The organism is Pontibacter diazotrophicus, from assembly GCF_003367245.1.
GTDB lineage: Bacteria > Bacteroidota > Bacteroidia > Cytophagales > Hymenobacteraceae > Pontibacter > Pontibacter diazotrophicus.
On sequence record NZ_QRGR01000005.1, the window covers coordinates 149,906 to 173,981 of the forward strand.

General features: G+C 48.8%; 18 protein-coding genes and 2 riboswitches. Of the genes, 9 read left to right on the top strand and 9 right to left on the bottom strand.

Annotation, left to right across the window (positions count from 1 at the left end; all coding sequences use genetic code 11):
- Positions 1-29: 29 nt before the first annotated feature.
- Genes eboC through DXT99_RS05760 form a run of 3 tightly spaced genes read right to left on the bottom strand, consistent with a single transcriptional unit; the run spans position 30 to position 2,817 of the window.
- On the bottom strand, positions 30-938 hold the full coding sequence (eboC, locus tag DXT99_RS05750; protein ID WP_115564582.1) for a UbiA-like protein EboC: 909 nt from the start codon (positions 936-938) through the stop codon (positions 30-32).
- A complete protein-coding gene (locus DXT99_RS05755) occupies positions 938-1,882 on the bottom strand; it encodes a TatD family hydrolase (protein ID WP_115564583.1) in 945 nt (314 codons plus the stop codon). The genes eboC and DXT99_RS05755 overlap by 1 nt, the downstream gene beginning before the upstream one ends.
- A gap of 44 nt (positions 1,883-1,926) precedes the next feature.
- Positions 1,927-2,817, bottom strand: coding sequence for an EboA domain-containing protein (locus DXT99_RS05760; RefSeq protein WP_147294175.1), 891 nt, complete (start codon positions 2,815-2,817; stop codon positions 1,927-1,929).
- Positions 2,818-3,082: 265 nt separating this feature from the next.
- Here DXT99_RS05760 and mug point away from each other — a divergent pair, with 265 nt between their 5' ends.
- Positions 3,083-3,628 (top strand): G/U mismatch-specific DNA glycosylase, encoded by a 546-nt coding sequence (gene mug / locus DXT99_RS05770; RefSeq protein ID WP_115564586.1) that lies wholly within the window; start codon positions 3,083-3,085, stop codon positions 3,626-3,628.
- 429 nt (positions 3,629-4,057) lie between these two features.
- Complete coding sequence (locus DXT99_RS05775; RefSeq protein WP_115564587.1) at positions 4,058-4,351, top strand: hypothetical protein; 294 nt, start codon at positions 4,058-4,060, stop codon at positions 4,349-4,351.
- A gap of 158 nt (positions 4,352-4,509) precedes the next feature.
- On the opposite strand, the gene DXT99_RS05780 is transcribed toward DXT99_RS05775, so the two are convergent.
- Entirely contained in the window at positions 4,510-6,993 is a 2,484-nt protein-coding gene (locus DXT99_RS05780; protein WP_115564588.1) for a TonB-dependent receptor domain-containing protein, read from the bottom strand.
- A gap of 502 nt (positions 6,994-7,495) precedes the next feature.
- Positions 7,496-7,598, top strand: a riboswitch (SAM riboswitch).
- 508 nt (positions 7,599-8,106) lie between these two features.
- Here DXT99_RS05780 and DXT99_RS05785 point away from each other — a divergent pair.
- The 5 genes from DXT99_RS05785 (at position 8,107) to DXT99_RS05805 (ending at position 14,819) form a co-directional block, all read left to right on the top strand.
- Positions 8,107-10,239 carry a nitrite reductase gene (locus tag DXT99_RS05785; protein ID WP_115564589.1) on the top strand — a complete coding sequence of 711 codons (2,133 nt, stop codon included), beginning with the start codon at positions 8,107-8,109 and terminating at the stop codon, positions 10,237-10,239.
- 154 nt (positions 10,240-10,393) lie between these two features.
- A complete protein-coding gene (gene cobA, locus DXT99_RS05790; RefSeq protein ID WP_115564590.1) occupies positions 10,394-11,227 on the top strand; it encodes a uroporphyrinogen-III C-methyltransferase in 834 nt (277 codons plus the stop codon).
- Between the two features lie 28 nt (positions 11,228-11,255).
- Complete coding sequence (locus DXT99_RS27865) at positions 11,256-12,806, top strand: TSUP family transporter (RefSeq protein ID WP_115564591.1); 1,551 nt, start codon at positions 11,256-11,258, stop codon at positions 12,804-12,806.
- A 163-nt stretch (positions 12,807-12,969) separates the two neighbouring features.
- On the top strand, positions 12,970-14,136 hold the full coding sequence (locus tag DXT99_RS05800) for an O-succinylhomoserine sulfhydrylase (protein ID WP_115564592.1): 1,167 nt from the start codon (positions 12,970-12,972) through the stop codon (positions 14,134-14,136).
- 236 nt (positions 14,137-14,372) lie between these two features.
- Entirely contained in the window at positions 14,373-14,819 is a 447-nt protein-coding gene (locus DXT99_RS05805; protein ID WP_115564593.1) for an OsmC family protein, read from the top strand.
- Positions 14,820-15,045: 226 nt separating this feature from the next.
- Here DXT99_RS05805 and DXT99_RS05810 read toward each other — a convergent pair whose 3' ends face one another.
- From DXT99_RS05810 to DXT99_RS05820, 3 genes are all read right to left on the bottom strand, one after another.
- Positions 15,046-16,326, bottom strand: a complete 1,281-nt coding sequence (locus DXT99_RS05810; protein ID WP_115564594.1) for a sulfate adenylyltransferase subunit 1 — start codon at positions 16,324-16,326, stop codon at positions 15,046-15,048.
- 1 nt (position 16,327) lies between these two features.
- A complete protein-coding gene (gene cysD, locus DXT99_RS05815) occupies positions 16,328-17,236 on the bottom strand; it encodes a sulfate adenylyltransferase subunit CysD (RefSeq protein ID WP_115564595.1) in 909 nt (302 codons plus the stop codon).
- Between the two features lie 141 nt (positions 17,237-17,377).
- Positions 17,378-18,097 (bottom strand): phosphoadenylyl-sulfate reductase, encoded by a 720-nt coding sequence (locus tag DXT99_RS05820; protein WP_115564596.1) that lies wholly within the window; start codon positions 18,095-18,097, stop codon positions 17,378-17,380.
- 26 nt (positions 18,098-18,123) lie between these two features.
- Between DXT99_RS05820 and DXT99_RS26815 the strand changes: the two genes are divergently transcribed.
- On the top strand, positions 18,124-18,306 hold the full coding sequence (locus DXT99_RS26815) for a hypothetical protein (protein ID WP_147294176.1): 183 nt from the start codon (positions 18,124-18,126) through the stop codon (positions 18,304-18,306).
- Between the two features lie 138 nt (positions 18,307-18,444).
- Positions 18,445-18,548, bottom strand: a riboswitch (SAM riboswitch).
- Positions 18,549-18,694: 146 nt separating this feature from the next.
- Here DXT99_RS26815 and DXT99_RS05825 read toward each other — a convergent pair.
- Entirely contained in the window at positions 18,695-19,414 is a 720-nt protein-coding gene (locus tag DXT99_RS05825) for a hypothetical protein (RefSeq protein WP_115564597.1), read from the bottom strand.
- Between the two features lie 114 nt (positions 19,415-19,528).
- Entirely contained in the window at positions 19,529-20,080 is a 552-nt protein-coding gene (locus tag DXT99_RS05830) for a hypothetical protein (protein ID WP_115564598.1), read from the bottom strand.
- A 557-nt stretch (positions 20,081-20,637) separates the two neighbouring features.
- On the opposite strand from DXT99_RS05830, the gene DXT99_RS05835 reads away from it, so the two are divergent.
- Entirely contained in the window at positions 20,638-24,066 is a 3,429-nt protein-coding gene (locus tag DXT99_RS05835) for a ThuA domain-containing protein (protein ID WP_115564599.1), read from the top strand.
- The last annotated feature ends 10 nt before the right edge of the window (positions 24,067-24,076 follow it).

Consider the following 24,076-nt stretch of genomic DNA (forward strand, 5'->3'; position numbering starts at 1 on the left):
ATATAACAAAGTATAGCGGCTAACAATTCTCAGGTAACGGCAAATTTCTTTGCTACATAGATAGAAACCGGCAAAAGCAGCAGCACCAGCAGCCCATACTGCCAGCCGGCAAAGCCAGCGGCCATACTGGCGTTCATAACAATCAGGGCCAGAATACCGGCTTTCACCGCTTTGATGATGAGCCTGGGCTCTTTGGCGGGCATCGCTTTGAACAGTGGCGGAAAGATGAGGTACGCGAAAAGCAGCAGAAACGGAATGCTGTACCACAAATTAAAGTGCGGCAACAGTGAAAGGCTAAGGATACCGGCAAACACCAGGGCATACATGAGCACAGCTCCTTTCAATGCCGCTGTGTTACCGCCGTGCACCTCCCCGCGACTCACCATCGTGATAGCCGCAATATACACGATTGGAATAAGCGCAATAAACCAAAGCTGTTCTACGGCTGCAGGCACAGCACTTACGCCAAGCAGCAGGTTGCCGCCACGGCAGGCACCCATGTTAATCGGGCCCAGCAGGGTGTTGTGCTTGCCCTGGTAGTCGTAGAGCAAGGCAAGACCGGCCACTGCCAGCGCAATAACAGCACTTACGAGCGATACTTGCCAGGCTGCCAGCACACCACCTATCAATAAAACGGCACCTAAAGTAGCAGCTCCTGTTAGGGAAGCTTTTCCACTAGGTATCGGCCGCTCCGGGCGCTCCACCCGGTCCAGGTCCGCGTCAAACACATCGTTGAACACCACCCCTCCGCCATACAAACCAATTGTGGCGAGCACGAGCCAGCCCAGCGGCTGCAGGGTATCAGCGTTCAAACCTCCTTCCCAGAACGGGCGCGACAGTATAGCGCCGGAAGCTGCAAAACCCATCATAATATCTGCTATGGCCGTAATGATGTTGGCCGGGCGCATGAGCCGCAGGTAAGCGCCAATTTGCGACATTAGCGTACGATGTTAGAGCCCAACTCTCCCTCGTCAGCGTCCGGGCCGCCGATTACGGGTGTTTGACCTCCTCTTAAAACAGAACTGTTTAAAAATTTCTCACGCTGGTCTACAGCGGCAGGGGTGAGCCAGTCAGACTCATGCATCTGGCCGCTCTTACCGAAGGCTTCTAATGCATTTTGGTAGCAAACTTTACGCACATCTTCCAGGGAGATGCCACGCTCCAGCATCAGGGAGGCAGTTTTCGGCACAGAAAGCGGGTCGCTGATACCCCAGTCGGCGGCACTGTTAATCATGATGCGCTCCGTACCGTATTTCTTCACAACCTCCACCATGCGCTCGTTGCCCATTTTAGAGTTCGGGTAAATGGTAAAGGCAGCCCAGAAGCCTCTGTCCAGCACGTCTTTTACTGTTTCCTCGTTGTTGTGGTCCACTATCACCATGTCCGGGGCAATGCCGTGCTCCAGGCTCACTTCCATACTTCGGATGGTGCCGGACTTCTTGTCGCGGTGCGGCGTGTGGATTTGCACCGGCATGTTTGTTTCTTTGGCCAGTTCCAGTTGGAGTCTGTAATACTTATCCTCTGCCTGTGTCTGGTCGTCATAGCCAATTTCGCCAACGCCTACCACACCTTCTTTGTAAATGAAAAGCGGCAGCAATTCCATTACCTGCTCAGCCAGTGCTTCGTTGTTCGCTTCTTTGGAGTTAAGGCCGATGGTGCAATAATGCTTAATGCCGAACTGGCTCGCCCGGAAGCGCTCCCAACCTACCAGGCTGCTGTAGTAATCTTTAAAAGAGCCGACTTCTGTGCGGGGCTGGCCCAGCCAGAAAGCAGGTTCGATAATGGCCACGATTCCCGCCTGGCGCATGCGCTCGTAATCATCGGTGGTGCGGGACGTCATGTGTATGTGCGGGTCAATCAGCATCAGGTTCTGGGTGTTCATAAGTTTTATCTTTTAGGATGATGTCTATCTGTATATTTTTAACGCTATGCCAGGGCTTTGCTGCCAATCAGGCTCCAGTTTAGTTCGCCACTTTCCACTTTCTGCTTTAAATCAGGGTGTGCCTCCAGCAGTTCTTTAGCTGGTTTATAGCTGCTCTGTGCACAGGCAAGTGCGGCTGCTTCCCGTTCTACCTCATTTGGCTGCGAGAACAGTTTCTCTATGTCCTGGATGTTAGTCTCATTTATATAAGGGCCAACGGGGCGCCACAGCTCCGGCGATACCGGGCGGCCAGCGGCCCAGCGCTCATGCGCATAATCAGTGAGCATGCGTGCCAGTTCGGCATTGCTGCGGGCCTCAATGCCATAAATGCGGTAAAGCGGCTTGGCTACAAACAGTGTCTTCAGCAACAGCTGGTTCCAGGCTTCTTCCTCCATGTAATCGGCAGGGTAGGGGTTTTCCAAAGCCACGGCTTCGTACACGTCACCCATGTTGGTGCGGACGCCTTCAGCTGCTCTTTTTTTAAACGATGCAGGGTGAGGCAGTAGCGGCAGGCTACCATACAGTGCTACCAGTTCCCCCATGTCGGCGGTGCTAAACAGCGTCTCCAGCTTCTTTGCAAAAGCATCGGCATCCTGGGCCGGAAGAGAGAGGAGGAGCAAGGTACGGGCGGCTTGGTCAGCAGTCCACCGGCTTGGATTAAAGCCTTTCCGGATGGTATTGGCCTGCTCCAGATCTGCTTCAGTTATGCGTAGCTTCTCTTTTCCGACAAAGCGTGGGGCAGCGCTGAAAGCCAGGTATAAATCCTTGTCTTTGGCGTCTTCAGAAGCCAGCTGGTCCATTTTTTTTGTGAGCCATTCGATGCCCTGAACCGTTGTATTGCGCTCCAGAAGCTCTTTCAGAAATGTTTTACTTGTGTTTATATCTGCCTGATACACGATCGTATAGTTTAAGATAAACAATGAATAAACGTGTTCTATGGGTGCTAAGCCTTATCCGTTAAGATAGCAAATGTTTTGTCAATGCTTCCGCGTTTCTTCAGGCTTCTTACACCCGGATTCAGAAGAGCTGGATGGTAGCACTGCTGTACCAGTATGAAGTTTAAACACTGTTCCTGCTGAACAAGAAGAAATATGCTGCTCCAGGTGCGACTCCAGCCGCTCTGCTGCAACAAAGGACTCTCAGGTAAAGGTAAAAAGAAAGATGCATATATATAAACCCACGAAAGAGGAAATATCAGCCGCAGCCGGAAAGACTGTACGAGATGTGCTAGCCCCGAACTTAAAGGTGCTGTTCTGCGGTATTAACCCCGGACTTTACACTGCTGCCACCGGGTATAATTTTGCCCGCCCCGGCAACAGGTTCTGGCCCACCTTGCATGCGGCAGGCTTTACACCGCGCCAGTTGAAGCCACATGAACAGCAGGAGCTGCTTACCTATGGTTTTGGCATCACAAACTTTGTAGAGCGGGCCACAGCGGCAGCGGCAGAACTCAGCAGGGCAGAGCTGGTGGAAGGAGGGAAACTGCTGCAAGAAAAGGTACTGCAGTATAAGCCTCAGGTAGTTGCTTTTCTTAGCGTTACGGCTTACCGTACTGCTTTCGGTATGCCTAAGGCAGTTCTGGGGCCGCAGCCAGAAACAATTGGAGTAACCCAGCTTTGGGTGCTCCCCAACCCCAGCGGCTTAAATGCACATTATCCTCCTGCTGCACTGGCGCAGGTATTCCGGGAACTGAGGGCAAGCTGTTGACTTAAGTTCATAAATATAGAAGTCAGGGCTGGAGTATTGCGCTGTTTCATACTGCTGCTGCTTATAAAATAGGACAGGAAATTAGCGTTGTTAAGAACTGATTTTTATAGGAAAAATAAATTTTATAAAAACAAAACCTTGTGAGCTAAAGAGGAGTATAAAGGGTGCAATTTGGTTATATAGTAAAAACATTATATTAAATATTGGGCGTAAGAAGCTAATAATAAGAAGGAAAAGGAATAAAAATTTCAATGTATCTACACACAAATGCTATTAACCCTCAAAATAATACCGTTTACTTTATTATTATAGCTTATTGTAATTATGGGCTATACTTTTGAACTATAAAGCTTTTTGAAATGTCGTCCAAATAGAACTGAAAACCATAATCAAATTCAAACTTAAAATTTTAGAATCATAAAAATCACTATGAAGGATTATTTAGAGAGATTAGAGAACGGACTTAACAAAAGCAAAACTTTACTTTACAAGCCTGACCAAACAGGCCTGGCGTGTTCCTTTGTGAATGGTGGATTGGTAATAGACACTTTCATTATTGAAGATGATGTGATTGCCGATGCTCTTTCTAAAAAAGGTTTAAATGGTGTGGTTGAAGGTTCTAACTTTGAGATGCTGAAGAGCAATTATTCATGGTTTTCGCTGCATGTTAAAACAAAGCAGGTTTACCGTGAGCTTGAAAAAGAGGCAGTACTCCAAGCATAAATACCAGTAGCCTTACATACAACCTCTCTATGCAGCCTGAAAAGGGCAGGTATGGAGAGGTTACTTTTTTATGTACGGTTTGTTTATCAAAATTTCTCACCAACAGAAAAGCCTCCCCAATACGGGGAGGCTTTTCTGTTGGTGAGAAACCAGAAGGTTTACTGCACGCCACCGGCACCGTTGCCGTCACCTTGCTTGGCGTCGTCGTTACGGATGCTTTTCCTGCGCCTGGATGCTTTCTTCTGGTCTAATTTGCCAAAGCGGTAATTGAAGGTGACGCGGGCACCACGGTTGTAATTGTTGATGCGGATGTGCTGCTCGTAGTCGATGGCGTTCACGTCATTCTTCATGGTCATGCGCTCCCGGAACGGATTGTCCAGGCCCAGGCTGATACCGCCTTTGCCTGCGAACAGCTCTTTTTTGAAAGCCAGCGTGTGGTAAGAGAAGGAGGCGAAACTACCTTGCAGCTGCACCCGGCGGGAGTTGAAGCCACCGTTAAACTGGGCGCTGAAGCCTTTGCCAAAGGTATAAGAGGAGTTCAAGTTGATGTTATACATCCAGCCATTGTTCTCGTACTGGCTGCTCTTCAGGTCCACGTAATAGATGTTGGAGCTACCCCCGATGGTAAGTGCTTTCACTGGTTTTACCGATCCGTAAACGCTCATGCCGTAGGTCTTGTTTACGGCTACGTTGGCGAACGTCAGCACTGTTGTGTTTCCTTCCAGTTGCGGAACTGTCTCAATGGCGTTATCTGTCTCGCGCATATACAGGGAGGCACTGATAGACGAAGTGTTGAAGTAGGTGCTGTAGCCTAACTCATACAGGTCTGTTAGTTCAGCATCGAGATTCGGGTTACCACGCACCACAGTGCCCGGTGCCTGCTCCTGGTCAAACGGATTCAGGTAGAACAGCGACGGGCGCTGGATGCGCTGCGTGAAGTTTGCCTTTAAGGTATGCTTTTCTTTTAAAGTATAAGAGAAGGCAATGCTCGGAATAAAGTTGTCGTAGGTATCAGAAAACTGATGATCGGCTGTGATCAGGTCAGCATTGATAGCCGTGTGTTCATAACGGCCACCCAACTTCACGTTCAGCTTCTTTTTTACTGTAAAGCCATAAGTCAGGTAAGATGCGAGTACATCCTGGCCGTATTCAAACTTTTCGCGCTCTGTTTCTTCCGATTCAGCATAGATGTCGTGGTAAAGGCCGTCACTGGTCACGTCCCTGAAAATAGATTTTGCTCCTACCTCCAGGGTTGTTTTGTTCTCAAACGGGTGCACGTAATCCAGTTGGAATGTCAGTTCGTTATTGCCGCCATCGTTGTTGTTCCGCTGCAGGTAAAAAGGAGACTCGCCCAGGTGGTAGCGGTCCTGGTAGTTGCGTGTGTCGGCATCCGTAACAGAGTACTGGGACAGGAACGTCAGCTCCTGCTGTGGTTTATTGAAGGTATGCACGAAGTCCAGGTTCAGGTCTGTGCCCTGGCGCTTGTTGCGGTTCAGAACGTCGGTGTTGAACGTCAGGCTGTCTACAATTACTCCATTCATGGTATACACCTGGCGCTGGTCGTTCTCCATTCTGAACTCTCCGCCGTTGCGTCGTATACTGCCAGACAGGCTGTTCTTTGGTGTGATGTCATAATCAAAACCGAGCAGTGCGTTCATAAAGCCCCCGCGCATTTTCGTGTCACCAAACTGTTCCCGTATGCTTCGGCTCTCAGAGGTAGTGTTGTATTTCGGCATGATGGTGACATTGGTCATGTCACCGTGGTTGTAGAACTGCACGGTGCTGGCGTTGGCATTGATGCCGAATTTGCCGTTGCGCACATTCAGGCTGGCATTTCCGTTGCTGGAGCGCGTACCGCCTGTTGCACTCACAGAGCCGTTGACTCCCTGCAGGCCACTGTCTTTTTTCGTGATGATGTTGATGATACCGGCAGTTCCTTCCGCGTCATACTTGGCTGAAGGGCTGGTGATCACTTCCACAGACTTAATCATATCTGCCGGTATTTGCTTAAGCGCATCCGCCACACTGCCGGCCATAATAGAAGAAGGCTTGTTATTGATTAGCACACGCACATTGGAGCTACCGCGTAATTGCACATTGCCATCCGTATCCACACTAAGAGCAGGTACTTTTTGCAGGACATCGGCTGCGTTGCCGCCAGCGTTGGTGATGTCTTTTTCTGCGTTGTACACTGTGCGGTCAATCTTTTCCTCCACCAGTGGCTTCTCGCCCGTAATCACCACCTCGCTCAGCTTTTTCACATCGGAGGCAAGGGAAAGTGTTCCGACGTTTACTTCGGCATTGTCGCTGGATATTGTTACATTCTCCACAGTGCGGAGCTGGTAACCCAGGAAAGAAACGTTTAGCTTATACTGGCCTGCTGCCACTTTCTGAATGATAAAGCGGCCTTTGTCGTCCACCATGGCGCCATCTATCGTTTTGCCCGTGCTCCCGCTGACAAGGGCTACTGTGGCAAATTCTATTGGTTGCTTTGTTTCGGCATCCACTACCATGCCGCTTATTTTAGCATTGCCCTTTGCGGGGGCAGCCATTTGTTGTTGCTGTGGGTGACCCTGTGGTGCCTGAGCCAGTACCGCAGTGGTGCTCAGGCCCAGTAATATTATGAGTAGATTCTTCTTCATAGCTTAAAAAAGATGGCATTGAACGAAAACAGGTACATGGTAGTCATTGGTATGGCGTCTGGATTTATTGTATTTCTTGTACAAAGTAAACCTGCTTTCCCGGGCTGCTAAAACAGAATATACCAATACATCTCTTTTCTATATGAACAGGCCCGAGTTGACGACAAGTCCCTCGTTGGAGGAGATACTCCTTCATTAGGTTATAAGAAAGGCAGAGCCAGTAGGGTAGGTCAAGGTTATAAAACAGGCAATACTAAACAGAAAGAGGGTGTGGAGGCTTCCTGACGGTATAAAAGCATATACTGCTGTTTATGAGCCTGGTGTAAAGTTAGCACCGTAATGGTCTTTCGATGGCACATGGCTTAAGTTCCTGCTTGTGCGGCACTGGAACTTAAGCAATACGACTCTTGTATAGAAAATAATCTCACGTTTTTGGCAATATGGTATACTATGTGAGATATATTTTCTATTTTTGCAAAGAATACTATTGCTATCCGCAAGAAATTTATAGACGAAGAGGCGAGAGAACAGGCTCCCAGACCCTCTGGCAACCATCCGTTTTGGAAAGGTGCCAAGTCCTGCCCAACGAAGGGGAAATATAAATTAGAGAACCATGAACAAGACATCAGGCATATTCCAACTCACCAGTTTAGTACCTCCCTCTAACCTCGTTGCCTCACCCTTGCCTGTGATGTGCTGTTGTTGCTGTTGTTCCTGTTAAAGGATCCACCCATCTTTTCCCTTCAGCCAGGGCTGGCATAGTAGATTGCCGGTTGTGAAGGAACTTATCACTCTTTTAGATCTTTAACATAGCGCAGGCTGCTGCATATCAGGTGTATATGCCCTTCGCGCAGAGCAACAAGTTTATGCCGTATACTATTAATTCGCTCCTATACCATAAGGTCATCAGGCTTTTGACTGATACCTTTGCTGATAGCACTCCTGCTCACAGGAGGCGCATGCGCTGTTGTAGCGCGTATGCCTGTTGCTGAGCCATAACCTTTGTGCAACTCTCCCTGCCTTGTGCAGCCATTTATTGATACTATAAATTACACATCACCTAACATTTGAGCAGAAGCCTTTACCGGCTCAATTATAAAACAGAAAATTTGTATGCAAAGCTTTAGATCTGAAATAGAGAATCCGATAGTAGAAAAGGATATCATTGACCTGGAAAAGAAAATCCGGTTATACCGTGAGGGCAAGTTACAGGAAGATAAATTTAAGAGCCTGCGCCTGGCCCGTGGCGTGTACGGGCAGCGCCAGCTGGGTGTACAGATGGTGCGTATTAAGCTGCCGTTTGGCAGAATGACCACGCAGCAGTTGGTACGCATTGCGGCTATTTCGGATGAGTACTCTACCGGAAACCTGCACCTGACTACACGCCAGGACATACAGATACACTTTGTGAGCCTGGACAGAACGCCTGAACTGTGGGCAAACCTGGAGAAGGATGACATCACCCTTAGGGAAGCTTGCGGTAACACGGTGCGTAACGTCACGGCATCGCCGGAAGCGGGTATTGACCCGGAGGAACCATTCGATGTGTCGCTGTATGCAGATGCTGCATTCCGCTATTTCCTGCGCAACCCGATTTGCCAGGACATGGGCCGCAAGTTCAAGATGTCTTTTTCATCCAGCGACTCTGATACGGCTTTGTCTTACATGCACGACCTTGGGTTTATACCGAAGGTGAAAGAAGAGAACGGCCAAACCATTCGTGGCTTTAAAGTGATGATAGGAGGCGGGCTTGGTGCACAGCCGGCACTGGCACACACTGCTTACGAGTTCCTTCCAGAGGACAGAGTTATTCCTTTCATTGAGGGAGTACTCCGCATTTTTGATCGCCATGGAGAACGCAACAACCGAAACAAGGCCCGTTTCAAGTACCTGATCGGTAAGTTGGGTCTGGAAGAAGTGATGCGCCTGGTAAACGAAGAGTATAACGCTTTAAAGTCGCACTCATTCGAGATAGACAAAGCGGCTAACTTCGACCCGGCCATGCCTGAAGTAAAGGAAATTCCTGATTATGTAATCGAGGAAACAGATAAGTATGATACCTGGCTGAAGACGAATGTATTCCAGCAGAAGCAGGAAGGCTACTATGGGGTATACATCAAGGTATTGATCGGAGACATCAGCAGCGACACCGCCAGAGCGCTGGCGCCTTTAGTGCGGGAGTATGCTGCCGATGATATCAGAGTAACGCAGGGGCAAAACCTGTTGCTGAAGTATGTGAGCAAGGAGGCGCTGCCTTATTTCTTCTCCAGGTTGGATGAACTGGGGCTGGCAGAGCCGGGCTTTAACAGTGTGGCGGATATTACTACCTGCCCTGGTACTGATACCTGTAACCTTGGTATCTCCAACAGCATGACCACCGCCAAAGTGATGGAGAATGTAATCATCAACGAGTACCCCGAGCTGTTGTTCAACAGAGACATCAAAATTAAGATAAGCGGTTGCATGAACTCCTGCGGCCAGCACGGTATGGCGAACCTCGGTTTCCATGGCTCTTCCCTGAAAAGCGGAAAGAATGTTATACCAGCCCTACAGGTGCTATTGGGCGGTGGGACAGTGGTGAACGGAGAAGGCCGCATTGCGCAGAAAGTACTGAAAGTGCCGAGTAAGCGTGGTCTGGAAGTGGTGCGCTCTGTTATAAACGATTACCAGGCAAACAAACTGGAAAACGAGCGCTTTAACGAGTACTACGACAGAAACGGCAAAGACTATTTCTACCAGATGCTGAAGCCGCTTGCAGACCTGTCTACGCTAACGCCGGACGAGCATATTGACTGGGGACATCAGGAGCAGTTTGAGACCGCTATTGGTGTGGGAGAATGTGCCGGTGTCATGATTGACCTGGTGGCCACGCTGCTGTATGAGTCTGATGAGAAACTGGAGTGGGCTGCCGAAGCACTGGAAGATAAGCGCTTTGCCGATGCCATCTATTATGGCTATGCTTCGTTTGTGAGCACTGCCAAAGCGCTTCTTCTGGACAAGAATGTAAAGTGCAACACACAGGCAGGTATTATCCAGGATTTTGACACACACTTTGTAGCAGAAGGCATCTTCAACTTTGCCCCTGACTTTACAACCGAAGTGATGCAGATAAATAAGCACAAGCCGGGCGAAGCATTTGCAAAAGAGTACCTGAACAAAGCCCTGCTGTTTTTGCAGGAAGCTACCCGCTACCGCAAAGAACAGCGCGACTTAACTGCACCTGCCTCCATAAAGGACGAGGCGTAGGAAAGGAATTTTGAATAACTGAATTAAGAATAATTGAATAAGTACGGTTTGCGTTCAGCATTAAGCCAAGAGCTACCTATGCCAGGTAAACTTGCTCTTATACTTAAGGCCTATTCATAATTCAGTTATTCAATCATTCAAAATTGAATCATTGATGGCATCAAGAAATAAACAAACGAAGCAGGGAAACAGTTATGTGTTGGCGGATACGGCAACGCAAAAGCAGCCGAGGCTGACGCTGGTTGGCGCAGGGCCCGGCGACGTGGACCTGATTACGCTGAAGGCGATAAAGGCGCTGCAACAGGCCGACGTGGTGCTGTATGATGCCCTGGTAAATCCGGAGTTACTGCAGCATGCACCTGCCGATGCGCCTAAACTTTTTGTAGGCAAGCGTGCCGGAGCCCATAGCTTAAAGCAGGAGGAGATAAACGAATTGATAGTAGAGTCGGCCTTTGCTTACGGACACGTGGTACGCCTGAAAGGCGGCGACCCTTTTGTGTTTGGCCGTGGGTATGAAGAGCTGGCGCATGCTGATAAGTTTAATATTCCTACGCAGGTGGTGCCGGGTATTTCCAGTGCTATCGCAGTGCCTGAATTGCAGCAGATTCCGCTGACTATACGAGGCGTGAACGAAAGCTTCTGGGTGATAACAGGTACAACCAGATCAGGCGAAATTTCCGCAGACATTCATCTGGCGGCACAATCCAGTGCGAGTGTTATCATCTTAATGGGAATGGGTAAACTAGCGCAGATTGCAGAAATATTTAGCGCAGCCGGCAAGGCCGATACACCTGTGGCTATCATTCAAAACGGTTCGCTGCCCGACGAGAAGATAGTGTTCAGCAACGTGCACAACATCGTGGAGCGTGTGGAAGCAAAAGGCGTAAGTGCTCCAGCCATTATTATCATCGGTGAGGTGGTGGCTTATCACCCGTCGCTGCGCTACACCCTGGACCTGGAGAAGGTGCAGGAACTGGTGAAAGCGTAGTTACATAGTCCTGAAGTACAGAAAATAAATGAGTAGCTCCCCAAACACAACCTTCGTTCCTCCTGCTGCATCAGCTCCAACGGCTACTAATCCGCTGTTCCCGGTTTTTCTAAAGCTGGAGCAATTGCAGACATTGGTAGTAGGTGGAGGCAATGTTGGCCTTGAAAAGCTTTCTGCCGTCTTAGCCAACAGCCCGCAGGCGCAGGTGGTGTTGGTTGCCCCTGAAATACGTCCTGAAATAGAAGAACTGGCCACTAAACATCCCTTTGTAACCCTGGTGAAGCGGGAGTTCCGAGAAGAAGACCTGACAGGAAAAGACATTGTATTGGTAGCCACCAACGACAATGTGCTGAACATCACTATACGGGACCTGGCAAAGTCGCATAAAATACTCACCAATGTAGCCGATACGCCGCTGCAATGCGACTTTTACCTCGGATCCATCGTGCAGAAAGGCAGTCTGAAACTAGCCATCTCCACCAACGGCAAGTCGCCGACCATTGCAAAGCGCCTGAAGCAGGTGCTGAATGAGGGGTTGCCTGATGAGATGGAGCAGGTGCTGGACAAAATGACGCAGCTTCGGGCTACACTCAAGGGCGACTTTGCCTATAAAGTGAAGCGCCTGAACGAGGCAACAGAAGTACTTGTTGAGCCGCCTGTTACTCCTTCATTAGCTACTGTAAAAAAGAAAAAACAGTCGAAGTACAGCCTGAAGGTGGTGCTGATGCTCGTTTTCGCTGCGCTCTCCCTGATGGTAACCGGCCACTTGCTCTTCAGCTATATTCCGTTCAGCACCATTGGTGCTGTGGCAATGGATGTAGCCGCACAGGTGGATAGGGAAATTCTGATTTTTATACTGGCAGGCTTTGTTGCGCAGCTAATTGATGGCGCTTTGGGCATGGCTTACGGTGTGAGTGCTACTACGTTCCTGCTCAGCTTTGGCGTGTCGCCGGTGGCGGCGAGTGCGAGTGTGCATGCCTCTGAGATTTTCACCTCCGGCGTGTCCGGCTGGATGCACCTGAAGTTCGGTAACGTCAACAGCAAGCTGTTTAAGACGATTGTGTTTCCGGGTGTTTTAGGGGCTATAGCAGGCGCTTTCCTGCTTTACACACTGGAGGAATACCTTTACCTTGTTAAGCCCATTGTGGCCTGTTATACGCTGTTCCTGGGCATCCTGATTATCCGGAAAGTACTGAAGAAGCACGTTAAGAAAAGTCCTGTAAAGCGGCTGGGCATGCTGGGGGCTGTCGGCGGCTTTCTGGATGCCATTGGCGGTGGCGGCTGGGGACCTATCGTTTCTTCTACTCTCATTGCTAAGGGCAGGCACCCAATGTACACCGTAGGTTCGGTTAACTTAGCGGAATTCTTTGTGTCATTTGCCAGTTCTGCTGCTTTTATCTCCCTTATTGGTATTACGCACTGGCAGATTATTATTGGTTTGATATTAGGAGGCACGATTGCAGCACCTCTAGGGGCTATGCTGGCCAGGAGGCTTCCTGTTAAAACCATGATGATTATTGTCGGCATTGTGGTCATCATCGTCAGTCTCCGCCTTATTTTTATGGCCTTCTTTCTTTAATTCCGCTGTCTCAGGCATGTCATTTGAAGAATCGCTAACACCTTCTTACCTTTAAGTGTAGTAAACCAATTAAATTTTGAGAGATTGTTGCTTTAGCAAAACAGGCTATGAGTTTTAGCTGTTAGCAAAATAACAATCAACATTCCAGCAATAAACAATTAAGATGTCTGATATAGAAACAAAGGCTATTCGGTTGCAGGCCAAGCGCAGCCATAACCGGGAGCACTCGGTGCCGCTCTACCTTACTTCCAGTTTCACCTATGAAAGTGCCGAGCAAGCCCGTGCGGTATTTGCCGATGAAGAGCCCGGTAATATCTATTCCCGTTTCTCCAACCCGAACGTGGATGAGCTGGTGGAGAAAATGTGTTATCTGGAGAAAGCAGAAGACGGGTTTGCTTTCGCCACAGGCATGTCGGCGGTGTTCACCAGCATGGCTTCGTTGCTGAGTGCCGGAGACCATGTATTAGCCGGGCGCGCCGTGTTTGGTTCTACACACCAGTTGCTTACCAGCATCCTGCCGCGCTGGGGCATTACCCATTCCTATGCCGATGCCAACAAACCGGAGGATTGGGAGGCGCTTATCACACCGCAAACTAAAATGATTCTGGTAGAGACGCCTTCAAACCCAGGCCTGGAACTTATAGACCTGGAGTTTCTGGGAGAGCTGAAGCGAAAGCACAACCTGCTTTTAGTGGTTGATAATTGCTTTGCCACACCCATTCTGCAAACACCCATTGACTTTGGTGCGGACCTCGTGGTGCACTCTGCCACAAAATATATTGATGGCCAGGGCCGCGTGTTAGGTGGCATGGTGGTTGGCAAGGCAGAGCTGATAAAAGAAATCCGCTTCTTCTCACGTCACACGGGTCCGGCTTTGTCGCCGTTCAATGCCTGGGTACTCTCCAAGAGCCTGGAAACACTGTCGTTGCGCATAGACAAACACTGCGAAAATGCGCTGAAGCTGGCACAAACGCTGGAAGGCAACCCGGCACTGGAGGTGGTAAATTACCCTTTCCTGCCGTCTTATCCCCAGTATGAGCTGGCTAAAAAGCAGATGAAGCAGGGGGGAGGCATTGTGACCTTTGTGGTGAAAGGCGGTTATGAAGCGGCAACGCGCTTCATTGATAGCCTCAAGTTGGCCACCATCACCTCTAATTTAGGGGATACCCGCACTATTGTCACGCATCCTGCTTCCACCACACACTCAAAGCTCTCAGCCGAAGAAAAAGCTGCTACAGGTATATCAGAAGGTCTTATCCGGGTGTCTGTTGGTCTGGAAAGTTTGCAGGATATCATCGAAGATATAGAGCAGGCACTGGCGAAGGTGTAGTTGTCGTCCATAGCGTGAGCGTCTTCGCTCGTGCTGACTATCCTAAGACCTCTGGCCTGTGTTAGATTGAAAAATTTACCCCGGTTTAAAGAGGTTATGAGCTAAGGGAAGAAGCACCACAACTCAAATACATATGCCATTTAGGATGACAGAATAAACTAGCCGTTTTTTATCACTATACCTAACAGTTACAGTATCTCGTTTATAATAAGCTGTAGTAGAAAAAATAGAAACACATGGAAGTAAATTTAACACGCGTAGATCAGGATTTTCATTTTGCAGCGAAGGGTGCCTCCGGCGTGGAGGTGCATATGGATGGTTCTCCGGAAATTGGCGGCCACAATGCAGGCGCACGGCCTATGGAAATGCTGCTCATGGGTTTAGGCGGTTGTAGTGCCATCGACATTATCCAGATTCTGAAAAAGCAACGCCAGCAGATTGATACCTTTGATATAAAAGTAACCGCAGAACGAACGCCAGGGGAGGTGCCCTCTTTGTTTAAGCACATCAACGTGCACTTTGTGCTGGGTGGCCCATTAGATGAGGAGAAGGTTCAGAAAGCTATCAACCTCTCGATGGACAAGTACTGCTCTGTCGCAGCTATATTATTTAAGACTGCTACTATCAGCCATACCTTTGAGGTGACTGCCGGGAAACTGGGTATGCCAGGGGATCTGGTATAGGGTGTAATGCACGTGGGGTAGAAAATTCGCTATACTTTATATATATGCAGCCGTGTACAAGCGAGTCTGGAGACTCGCACCCACAACACGTCACGGGATAGATTCCCGCGCCAGGATAAACAATAAAGCGAAACAGCCGCTGCAGGTATACCCGCAGCGGCTGTTTCGCTTTATTCACTACAGTATCAGAAAGTCCTTTGTCTTTCGTCTTGCTACTTTTGTACTGTTAAATCATATAATTCAGCTCACTTTCATGCGTGATGCTTTCTACCATGCCAGCGCCAACCGTTGTGAAGGAGGTTTCATCAATTAAAATAAATCCACCGTTTGCGCGGTTGTTATCATACTTGTCCAGCAGGAGAGGGGTAGCCGTCTTGATCTGAACACGGCAGATATCGTTCAGCTGTACCTGGTCGGCATCCATGATGTTGTCAAGCGAGTTTACATCTACTTTGTACTGTATCTGTCTTACAACAGCACGTGTTTCAGTAGAGTTGTGGCGCAGCAATAACTTAGCACCAGCTTTAAGCGGCTTGTTGTTCATCCAGCAAACAAGTGCCTCGAACTCCTTCGATACATCCAGGTTTTCGTCCTGTTTCACAATAACGTCGCCACGGCTGATGTCCACATCGTCCTCTAGCTGCAGTACCACCGACATAGGAGCGAATGCTTCTTCCAGTTCCTTACCACCAAGTTCTACCGATTTGATAGTAGAAGTTTGGCCGGAAGGCAATACCGTAACTTTGTCGCCTTTGCTGTACACACCGCTGATTACCTTACCGGCATAGCCTCTGTAGTCGTGGTGCTCGTGGGTGTGGGGGCGGATAACGTACTGAACCGGGAAGCGGGCATCGTCTAAGTTGAAGTCATTCGATACCGGTACTTTCTCCAGGTGCTCCAGAAGGTTCGGGCCTTCGTACCAGGGCATTTGCTCAGAACGGTCTACCACGTTATCGCCTTTCAGGGCGCTAATCGGAATAAACGTAATGTCTTTTGCAGTCAGTTTGGAGGCCGCAAACTGCTTGTAATCTTCTACAATCTGGTTGTATACCTTTTCATCAAAACCAACTAAGTCCATTTTGTTGATACAGATAACGAGGTGCGGAATACCCAGCAGCGAAGAGATGATAGAGTGGCGGCGGGTTTGCTCCTGCACTCCGTTACGGGCATCTACCAGGATAATAGACAGGTTAGAATTGGAGGCACCCGTTACCATGTTGCGGGTATACTGGATATGACCAGGGGCATCGGCAATGATAAACTTGCGCTTTGGCGTGCTGAAGTACTTGTAGGCCACGTCAATCGTGATACCCTGCTCACGCTCCGCCTTCAGGCCGTCTGTCAGCAGCGACAGGTCCACTTGGCCGTCTTCGTTTACTCTTCCGGAGCTCTCAATTGCTTCCAGCTGGTCAATGTAAATCTGCTTCGTATCGAACAGCAGGCGGCCTATAAGGGTGCTTTTACCGTCGTCTACACTCCCTGCAGTTATAAATCTTAATATATCCATGTTAAAAGTATCCTCCTTTCTTGCGGTCTTCCATCGCTGTTTCCGATAATTTATCGTCGATGCGGGTAGCGCCGCGCTCACTTATTTTTGACTCTATAATCTCCGCAATTACAGTGTCTATGTCGTATGCCACCGATTCCACAGCAGCTGTACAGGTCATGTCGCCTACGGTACGGAAGCGTACTTTGCGGGTCACAACTTCATCTTCCGGGTCGCGGTAAATAAAGTCTGAAGTAGCCATCAGCTTTCCATCGCGGATGAGGCACTCGCGCTCGTGTGTAAAGTAGATGTTAGGAAGCGAAATTTCTTCGCGCTTGATGTAGTTCCACACATCCAACTCCGTCCAGTTGCTGATAGGGAAGGCACGTACGTTTTCGCCTAAAGAAATGCGGCCATTGTAGGTGTTCCAAAGCTCCGGACGCTGGCGTTTTGGGTCCCACTGTCCGAACTCATCTCTTACTGAAAAGATCCTTTCTTTAGCACGAGCTTTTTCCTCGTCGCGGCGGGCGCCACCGATGCAGCAGTCAAAGCCGAACTCTTCTATTGTCTCCAGTAAGGTATACGTTTGCAGGCCATTGCGGCTGGCATAGCGGCCGGTTGGCTCCGAAAGGTTTTGCTTTTTGATAGTATCTTCTACGTTACGCACAACCAGCTTCTCACCCAGTCGCTCGGCTAATTCGTCGCGGTACTGTATGGCTTCCGGAAAGTTATGGCCTGTGTCGATGTGCACCAGCGGGAACGGGAACTTACCCGGGCGGAAAGCCTTTTCCGCTAAGCGTACCAGGGTAATGGAATCTTTACCGCCCGAAAAAAGGAGGGCCGGCTTTTGGAACTGGCCCGCTACCTCGCGCATAATATGGATGGCTTCCGCCTCCAGTTGGTCGAGGTAATCAAGGTATCTTTTATTCATTTCTTGTATGTTTTTCGAAATCGTGTTTCAGCGAAACAAATTAATGTGGATGCAAAATTAATGGAACTTAAAACGGAAAGCATGATTTAAATCAATTCTTTGCTACTGAAGAACAAATTTAAATCATGCTTGAAGCGTTTATTACCTGGCGTGCAGCCCGCACTCTTTTTTAGAGTTGCTTTCCCACCACCAGCGGCCTGCCCTGAAGTCTTCGCCTTCGGCAATGGCGCGGGTACAAGGGGCGCAGCCAATGCTCACGAATCCTTTGTCGTGCAGCGGGTTGTAAGGGATGTTGAGCTGGCTAATGGCCTCACGCACCGCATCCAGCGACCAGTTCTTGAGCGGGTTGTACTTAATTACCTGGAAGGCAGGATCCCATTCAATTAGCTGTAAATTCTGACGCGCATCAGACTGCTCTGCCCGGATACCAGTAATCCAGAGTTGTACGCCCTGCAGTGCCCGCTTCAGGGGCTCTACCTTGCGTACAAAGCAGCACTGCTTGCGGTCTTCCACGGAGTTGTAGAAGCTTAAGGTGCCTTTTTCGGTTACCATTTGCTCCACAGCCTCATGCTTCGGGAAGAATACTTCTATCTTCTTGCCATAGTGCTGATTGGTTTTATGCAGCAGGTTGTAGGTTTCATTGAAAAGGCGGCCTGTGTCCAGCGAGAAAACACGAATAGGCAGGTTACTCTCAAATATATAGTGTGTAACAAGCTGATCTTCGATGCCAAGGCTGGTGGAAAAGGCAATTTGCCCCTCAAACTGCGCAGCCAGTAGCGCCAGACTTTCTTCAATGCCTTTACCCTCCAGCAGGGCAAGCAATGCCGGCACTTTGGTTTCTAAAGCAGATATATCGTTCATGTGTTGTAAATTAAAATCTTGGGAAGATGAAATTTGGTTGTTTGTCATTGCTCCCGGGTTACAACTATTCTGCTCCTGTTTTTGTGCCCTTTGCAGCAGATAAATTAACTGAAGCACGGGCACATGGTGCCTTAAAAAATGGAATGCAGAAGGAGGTAACGGGTGCGCCTGACACGGCGAAAGTGCTGAAGGTTATAAATCCAGGGTAACAGATTTACATGCTAGCACAGGGTACAGCAACAACAACAGCAACATACTGCAATGGGGTAAGCAGGAGCTGTGGCAGCTGAGTAGCTACCAGAAAAAGAGAGCGATGTGTTGTAAGCTGTTGTTTGCATTGCGTTTTAAATTTATATGTCCCGAACAATCGGGATAGGACTTGGCACCTTCCCAAAACGGGTGGTTGCCAGAGGGTCATGGAGCCTATTCTCTCGCCTCTTCTTTATAAATTTTTCTTTTGACGGTTAAGTCAATCTGTATTAAGTATACAAATTTACATCAAAAAATGTTTAACTGCCTACAATTTAATTTAAAATATATTTGCGGAGCAGCAAACATATAATGTCAGCTGCTCCTATATTTATAATATAAGTCCGTTTATGCTGCCAGATTCGTTACGAATTTAACTAATGAGCGCTTTGCAATAGGCAGCAGCGAGTGCTCCAGCGGCACCGGAATACGGGACACAACGGCAAAGGTAGCGGGATTCGGCAGATCATGCCGCTCCCGGAGGAGCTGCACCTTCAGGTGCTCATGCGTCAGGGCGAGTCCACGGCGCACGGTCTGCAGGTGCTTTGTGTTTATGCCCCTGTACTTTTCGTAGGTGTTTTCAAAAACTGTAATGCGGTATACATATACTTGTGTCTCCTTGCCGGGGAAAGCCTCCAGGAACAGGTAGCCTTCGTTGTGGTACATGGGTGTAATGCCGACGGGACTTATTTCCAGGTGGCGCTCCACAAAGTCGTAGAGCTCTTTGCCCTCGGCCAATGCTTCGTTGAAGAGGGGTGCGGCATACTGAATGATCTCCTCAATCTGCTGCATCGTTTCGTCGTCCTGCACGATTTTCTCATACACCAGTTCCAGCTTTTCGAAATCTGCGCGGCTGATGCGCTCCGGAAACGACTCGTATACCAATTGCTTGTGAGCCTTTACCTGCTGCAGGTTACGGTAATGCATGTTAAGGTCAGAGAAAACAGGATAGAGGCGCTGCTTCCCAAACTCGTTTTTGGCGGCTTGCAGGTAAGCCAGCAGCAGATACTTTTTATACTCAAAGTCCAGAAGCCCTGCGGTGAGCCAGTTTGTAGGTAGGGTGTTCATAAGCTTTTCGTTTTCAAAGTTAGCACAGTAATATAACGCTTTATCTCTTTCCCTGTTGATACCTGTGAGGGGAAAATACTGAATATTTCCAAGCTCCGGATGCAGGTCGAGGGGTTACGATGGCCACTCTCTGGGCAGCTTCGCTTTGTGTGCCTGTACAGGAGCCACCTTCTGGTGTAACTGCTGCAGGATGTAATTTACATCAGCCTCATACTCTACATACAAATCCTCGTGCAGCTTATTCAGCTTTTGCAGTACCACCTGCATCCGTTTTACCATGTACTCCTGCAAAGTATCGGCGCGGTAAAGGTAGGCTACTATAAAGTTGAGGTGCTCTTCGAGGTAGCGGCGAAGCAGGAGCAGGGTAAGCTGTATCTCGCCCTCTTTGTCTTTGGTATACTTTACATGGCGGGTGATGTCTCCACTCAGGGAGCGCATGTCCATCATCAGGTAGCCGGGGGAATAAGCCTCGTATTTCACCTGCCGCTCTATCTGTGCAGCTACGTCCTCCCGCCGTTCCCGCAAGGTTTCACCCTGCTCTACCAGCTCAAACTGCAGGCGCTGGCACAGGTCCGGGTCTTTTTTGAGCAGGCGGAACAGCAGTTTGTCTTTTTCCTTGTGGGGTAGTTGGGATATCGCTTCCTTAAATTCTGAAGTTAATTGCATGGTGCAAAAGGTTTTTATGCCTAAAACGTAAATTTCTCTCAAGGATTTTAAAAAGGTGAAGGAGAGCTCAAGCTATAGGAACTTCAGAATTCACCTCGTCCTCAAGACGTATAGGGTGCTCCATGATATACAAGTAAAAAACGCCAGATACCTGGAAATACTGCTCTTCCTGCTGAGGCCAGTTATGATAAATGAACTTTATAGCCATGGCGTATATTGATTCTCTGCCCTTGATGTTTTAAAATCAAAAGAATTTTGTGTAACAGTAGCGCGTGTATTTCCCGTTGTTACCCTATCTGCGGCAGGACCATTGTTGGCACTTCAAGAATATTTCCTTAAACTTATAGGCTGTTTCACATTGAACCAAGCTATGGTGATTTTTGGTTAAGGGAGTGATTACTCAGGCTTTATTTGTAAGTTACTGCTATCTAATATTTTAGATCTTTTGATATTTAATTGAAATAAGCTTTTAGCCCTGCCGTTCTATTTTTGGTTTAAAAGGTCATTGCGTCAAATCAACACAATTGTTTAAATTATAAACACCAACAAAAAAATAAATGATTAAAAAGGTCTCCCTCCATCAGGTCTTTTGCTTATTTGCAATAAGCATATTTGCCCTTTCTTCCTGCAGCGACAAACGCTCCGGGGATCCCAAAGTGCTCGTCTTTAGCAAGACCAGCGGCTTTCACCATTCCTCTATTGCAGCTGGAAACAATGCCCTCCTGCAATTAGGAGAGGAGAATGGCTTTGTGGTGGATACAACCACCAATGCAGCTGTTTTCAATGAAGATTCTTTGAAGCAGTATTCAGCCGTTGTGTTCCTGAACACCACCGGCGATGTGCTGAACAATTTCCAGGAAGCGGACTTTGAGCGCTACATACAGGCTGGAGGTGGCTTTGTGGGTATACACGCTGCTACAGACACTGAGTATGACTGGGGCTGGTACGGCAGGCTGGTAGGCGGTTATTTTAACGGACATCCGGAACCACAGAAGGCAGTGCTGCAGGTAGTGAATGCAGACCACGCTGCCACAGAGCACCTGCCTCAGCAATGGGAAAGATCAGATGAGTGGTATTCCTTTAAAAACCTGAATACAAATGCCAATGTACTGCTCACTATAGATGAAAAAAGCTATAAAGGTGGCACGAATGGTGAAAACCATCCTATGGCCTGGTTCCATGAATATGACGGCGGCCGCGCTTTTTATACCGGTTTAGGGCACACAGACGAATCTTTCAAAGACTCGCAATACCTGAAACACCTGGTAGGAGGCATACAGTATGCCATTGGCGAAAACCTGGAGCTGGATTATGAAAAAGCCACTTCGCAGCGTGTACCGGAAGATGACCGTTTTGTGAAGGTGCAGATGAGCCAGGGGCAATTCTATGAGCCTACAGAAATGGCCATTCTCCCGAACCTGGACATATTGGTGGCACAGCGCCGTGGCGAACTGATGCTGTACAACCAGGAATCCGGTGATGTAAAGCAGGTGGGCGCGCTGAATGTGTATCATAAAACAACGGTGCCTGATGTAAATGCAGAGGAAGGCCTGATGGGCCTGGCCGCTGACCCTAACTTCAGCAAGAACAACTACATTTACATGTTCTACAGCCCGACGGATACTTCTGTAAACCGTCTGTCACGGTTCGTATTCAAGAACGGCCAGCTGGACAATAATTCTGAAAAAGTGATGCTGGAGTTCTACTCCCAGCGCGATATCTGCTGCCATACCGGTGGCTCTATCGCCTTCGGTCCGGGTAATATCCTGTACTTATCTACAGGGGATAACTCCACGCCGTTCAACGAGAAGGGACAGCCTTATGTAAACCATGGCTTTGCACCTTTAGATGACCGCCCGGGGCATGAGCAGTATGATGCCCGCAGATCTTCTTCTAACTCAAACGACCTGAGAGGTAAAATTCTTCGCATCAAAATAAACGAAGACGGTACTTACACTATACCAGAGGGCAACCTGTTCCCGGGCAACACTCCCAAAACGCATCCTGAAATCTATACCATGGGCCACCGTAACCCGTACCGCATTTCAGTAGACCAGAAAAACAGCGCCCTTTACTGGGGCGAAGTGGGACCGGATGCCGGGGCAGACAGCCTGGAGGTGCGTGGCCCGAGAGGGTATGATGAGGTAAACCAGGCCCGCGAAGCCGGCAACTATGGCTGGCCTTTGTTTATAGGTGATAATTACGCTTACCACAGGTATGATTATGCCAAAGGTGAGACAGGACCTCAGTTTGACCCTCAGAAACCTGTGAACAACTCTCCTAATAACACAGGAGTACAGGAATTGCCTGCAGCACAGCCGGCTTTCATCTGGTATCCTTACGCCGAATCTCCGGACTTCCCGCAACTGGGTACCGGCGGGCGTAATGCCATGACAGGCCCTGTATACTATTCAGACATGTATCCTGAAGCTACCCGCTACTCATCCTATTATGACGGAAAGCTGTTTATTTATGACTGGATGCGTGGCTGGATAAAAGCCGTTACGATGGATGAGAATGGTAAATTCGAGAAGATGGAGCCGTTTATGTCCACCATAGACCTGAACGCTCCAATAGACATGGAAGTAGGTCCAGACGGTAAACTTTATATTCTGGAGTACGGCTCTGGCTGGTTTGCGAAAAACGAAGACTCTGGTTTGGCACGCATCGATTATTTAGCAGGTAACCGACCACCGAAAATAGCAGGTTTAACTGTAGATAAAATGAGCGGGAAAACACCGCTTACAGTTAATGCCCAGGTTGAAGCCACAGACCCTGAGAATGACAGATTAAGGTATATTTGGACAATAGGTGACAAAAAGCAGGAAACTGCGGAGCCGAAGCTCAACTATACATTTGCTGGCAAGGGAGACCACAACATCAGCGTAGAAGTGCTTGATCAGAATAACGCTTCCTCTAAGAGCAATGTAGTGTCGGTGTACGCCGGAAACGAGCAGCCTGAAGTAAACGTAGCCGTTCAGGGCAACCGCAGCTTCTACTTCGAAGGGCAGCCTGTAAACTACCAGGTGAAAGTAACTGACGAAGACGGCACAGTAGACGAGAGCAACCTGTTCGTTTCTGCGGATTATGTAGAAGGCACAGACATGGCGGGGGCCTCTATGGGCCACCAGGTGGTGTCGGCAGAGATGCTGGGTAAAAACCTAATGCTGAGTTCTGACTGTAAAGCGTGCCATGCGGTAAATGAGAAATCTATCGGGCCGACATACATGCAGGTAGCGCAGAAATACCAGAAAGACAGGGATGCCATGCAGCACCTGACAAATAAGATCATCAAAGGTGGAAGCGGTGTATGGGGCGAGGCAGCGATGCCGGCTCACCCGAACATGCCTTCATCAGATGCAAAACAGATTGTGCAGTGGATACTGTCGTTGGGTAACACCGCAAATGCACGTAAGTCGCTGCCGGCAAGCGGGCAGGTCGTGCCAAAGCTAGACCCGCAGCAGAAAGACAATACCGTGCTGAAACTTGTTGCTACTTACACCGACCAAGGTGGTACAGGCATTAAGCCATTGGCCGGTACTGACGCCGTCTACCTCAGAAACAATGCGATGGATGCGGCTGACTTCGCTTCTGTCAATGGGTTCAATAAGGTTGAATTCGAAGGCGCTACTTACCTGATTTTCCCGGGCACCACAGGCTGGGTGAAAGGAGAAAAGTTAGACCTGACAAATATCGGCAGCATCGAACTCACAGCCATCGGCAACGGCGAGGAAAGCCAATACACTGTGGAAGTGAGATTGGACAAGCCGGACGGTACTAAAATAGGAGAAGGACAAATCAGCCTGGCCGGTGAAAGACAGGTAACTCCTGCCACGATATCCTTACAAAATGTACCTGCTAACAAGCAGCAGGATGTGTACATTGTGGTGAAACATGCCGGTGGTGAAACAGGCCAGAATCATGTGTTGAAGACGGTAAAGTTTGTACCTAAGTCAGGTACAGAAACAGCCATGAGCAAAAGATAGGTTTCTTACG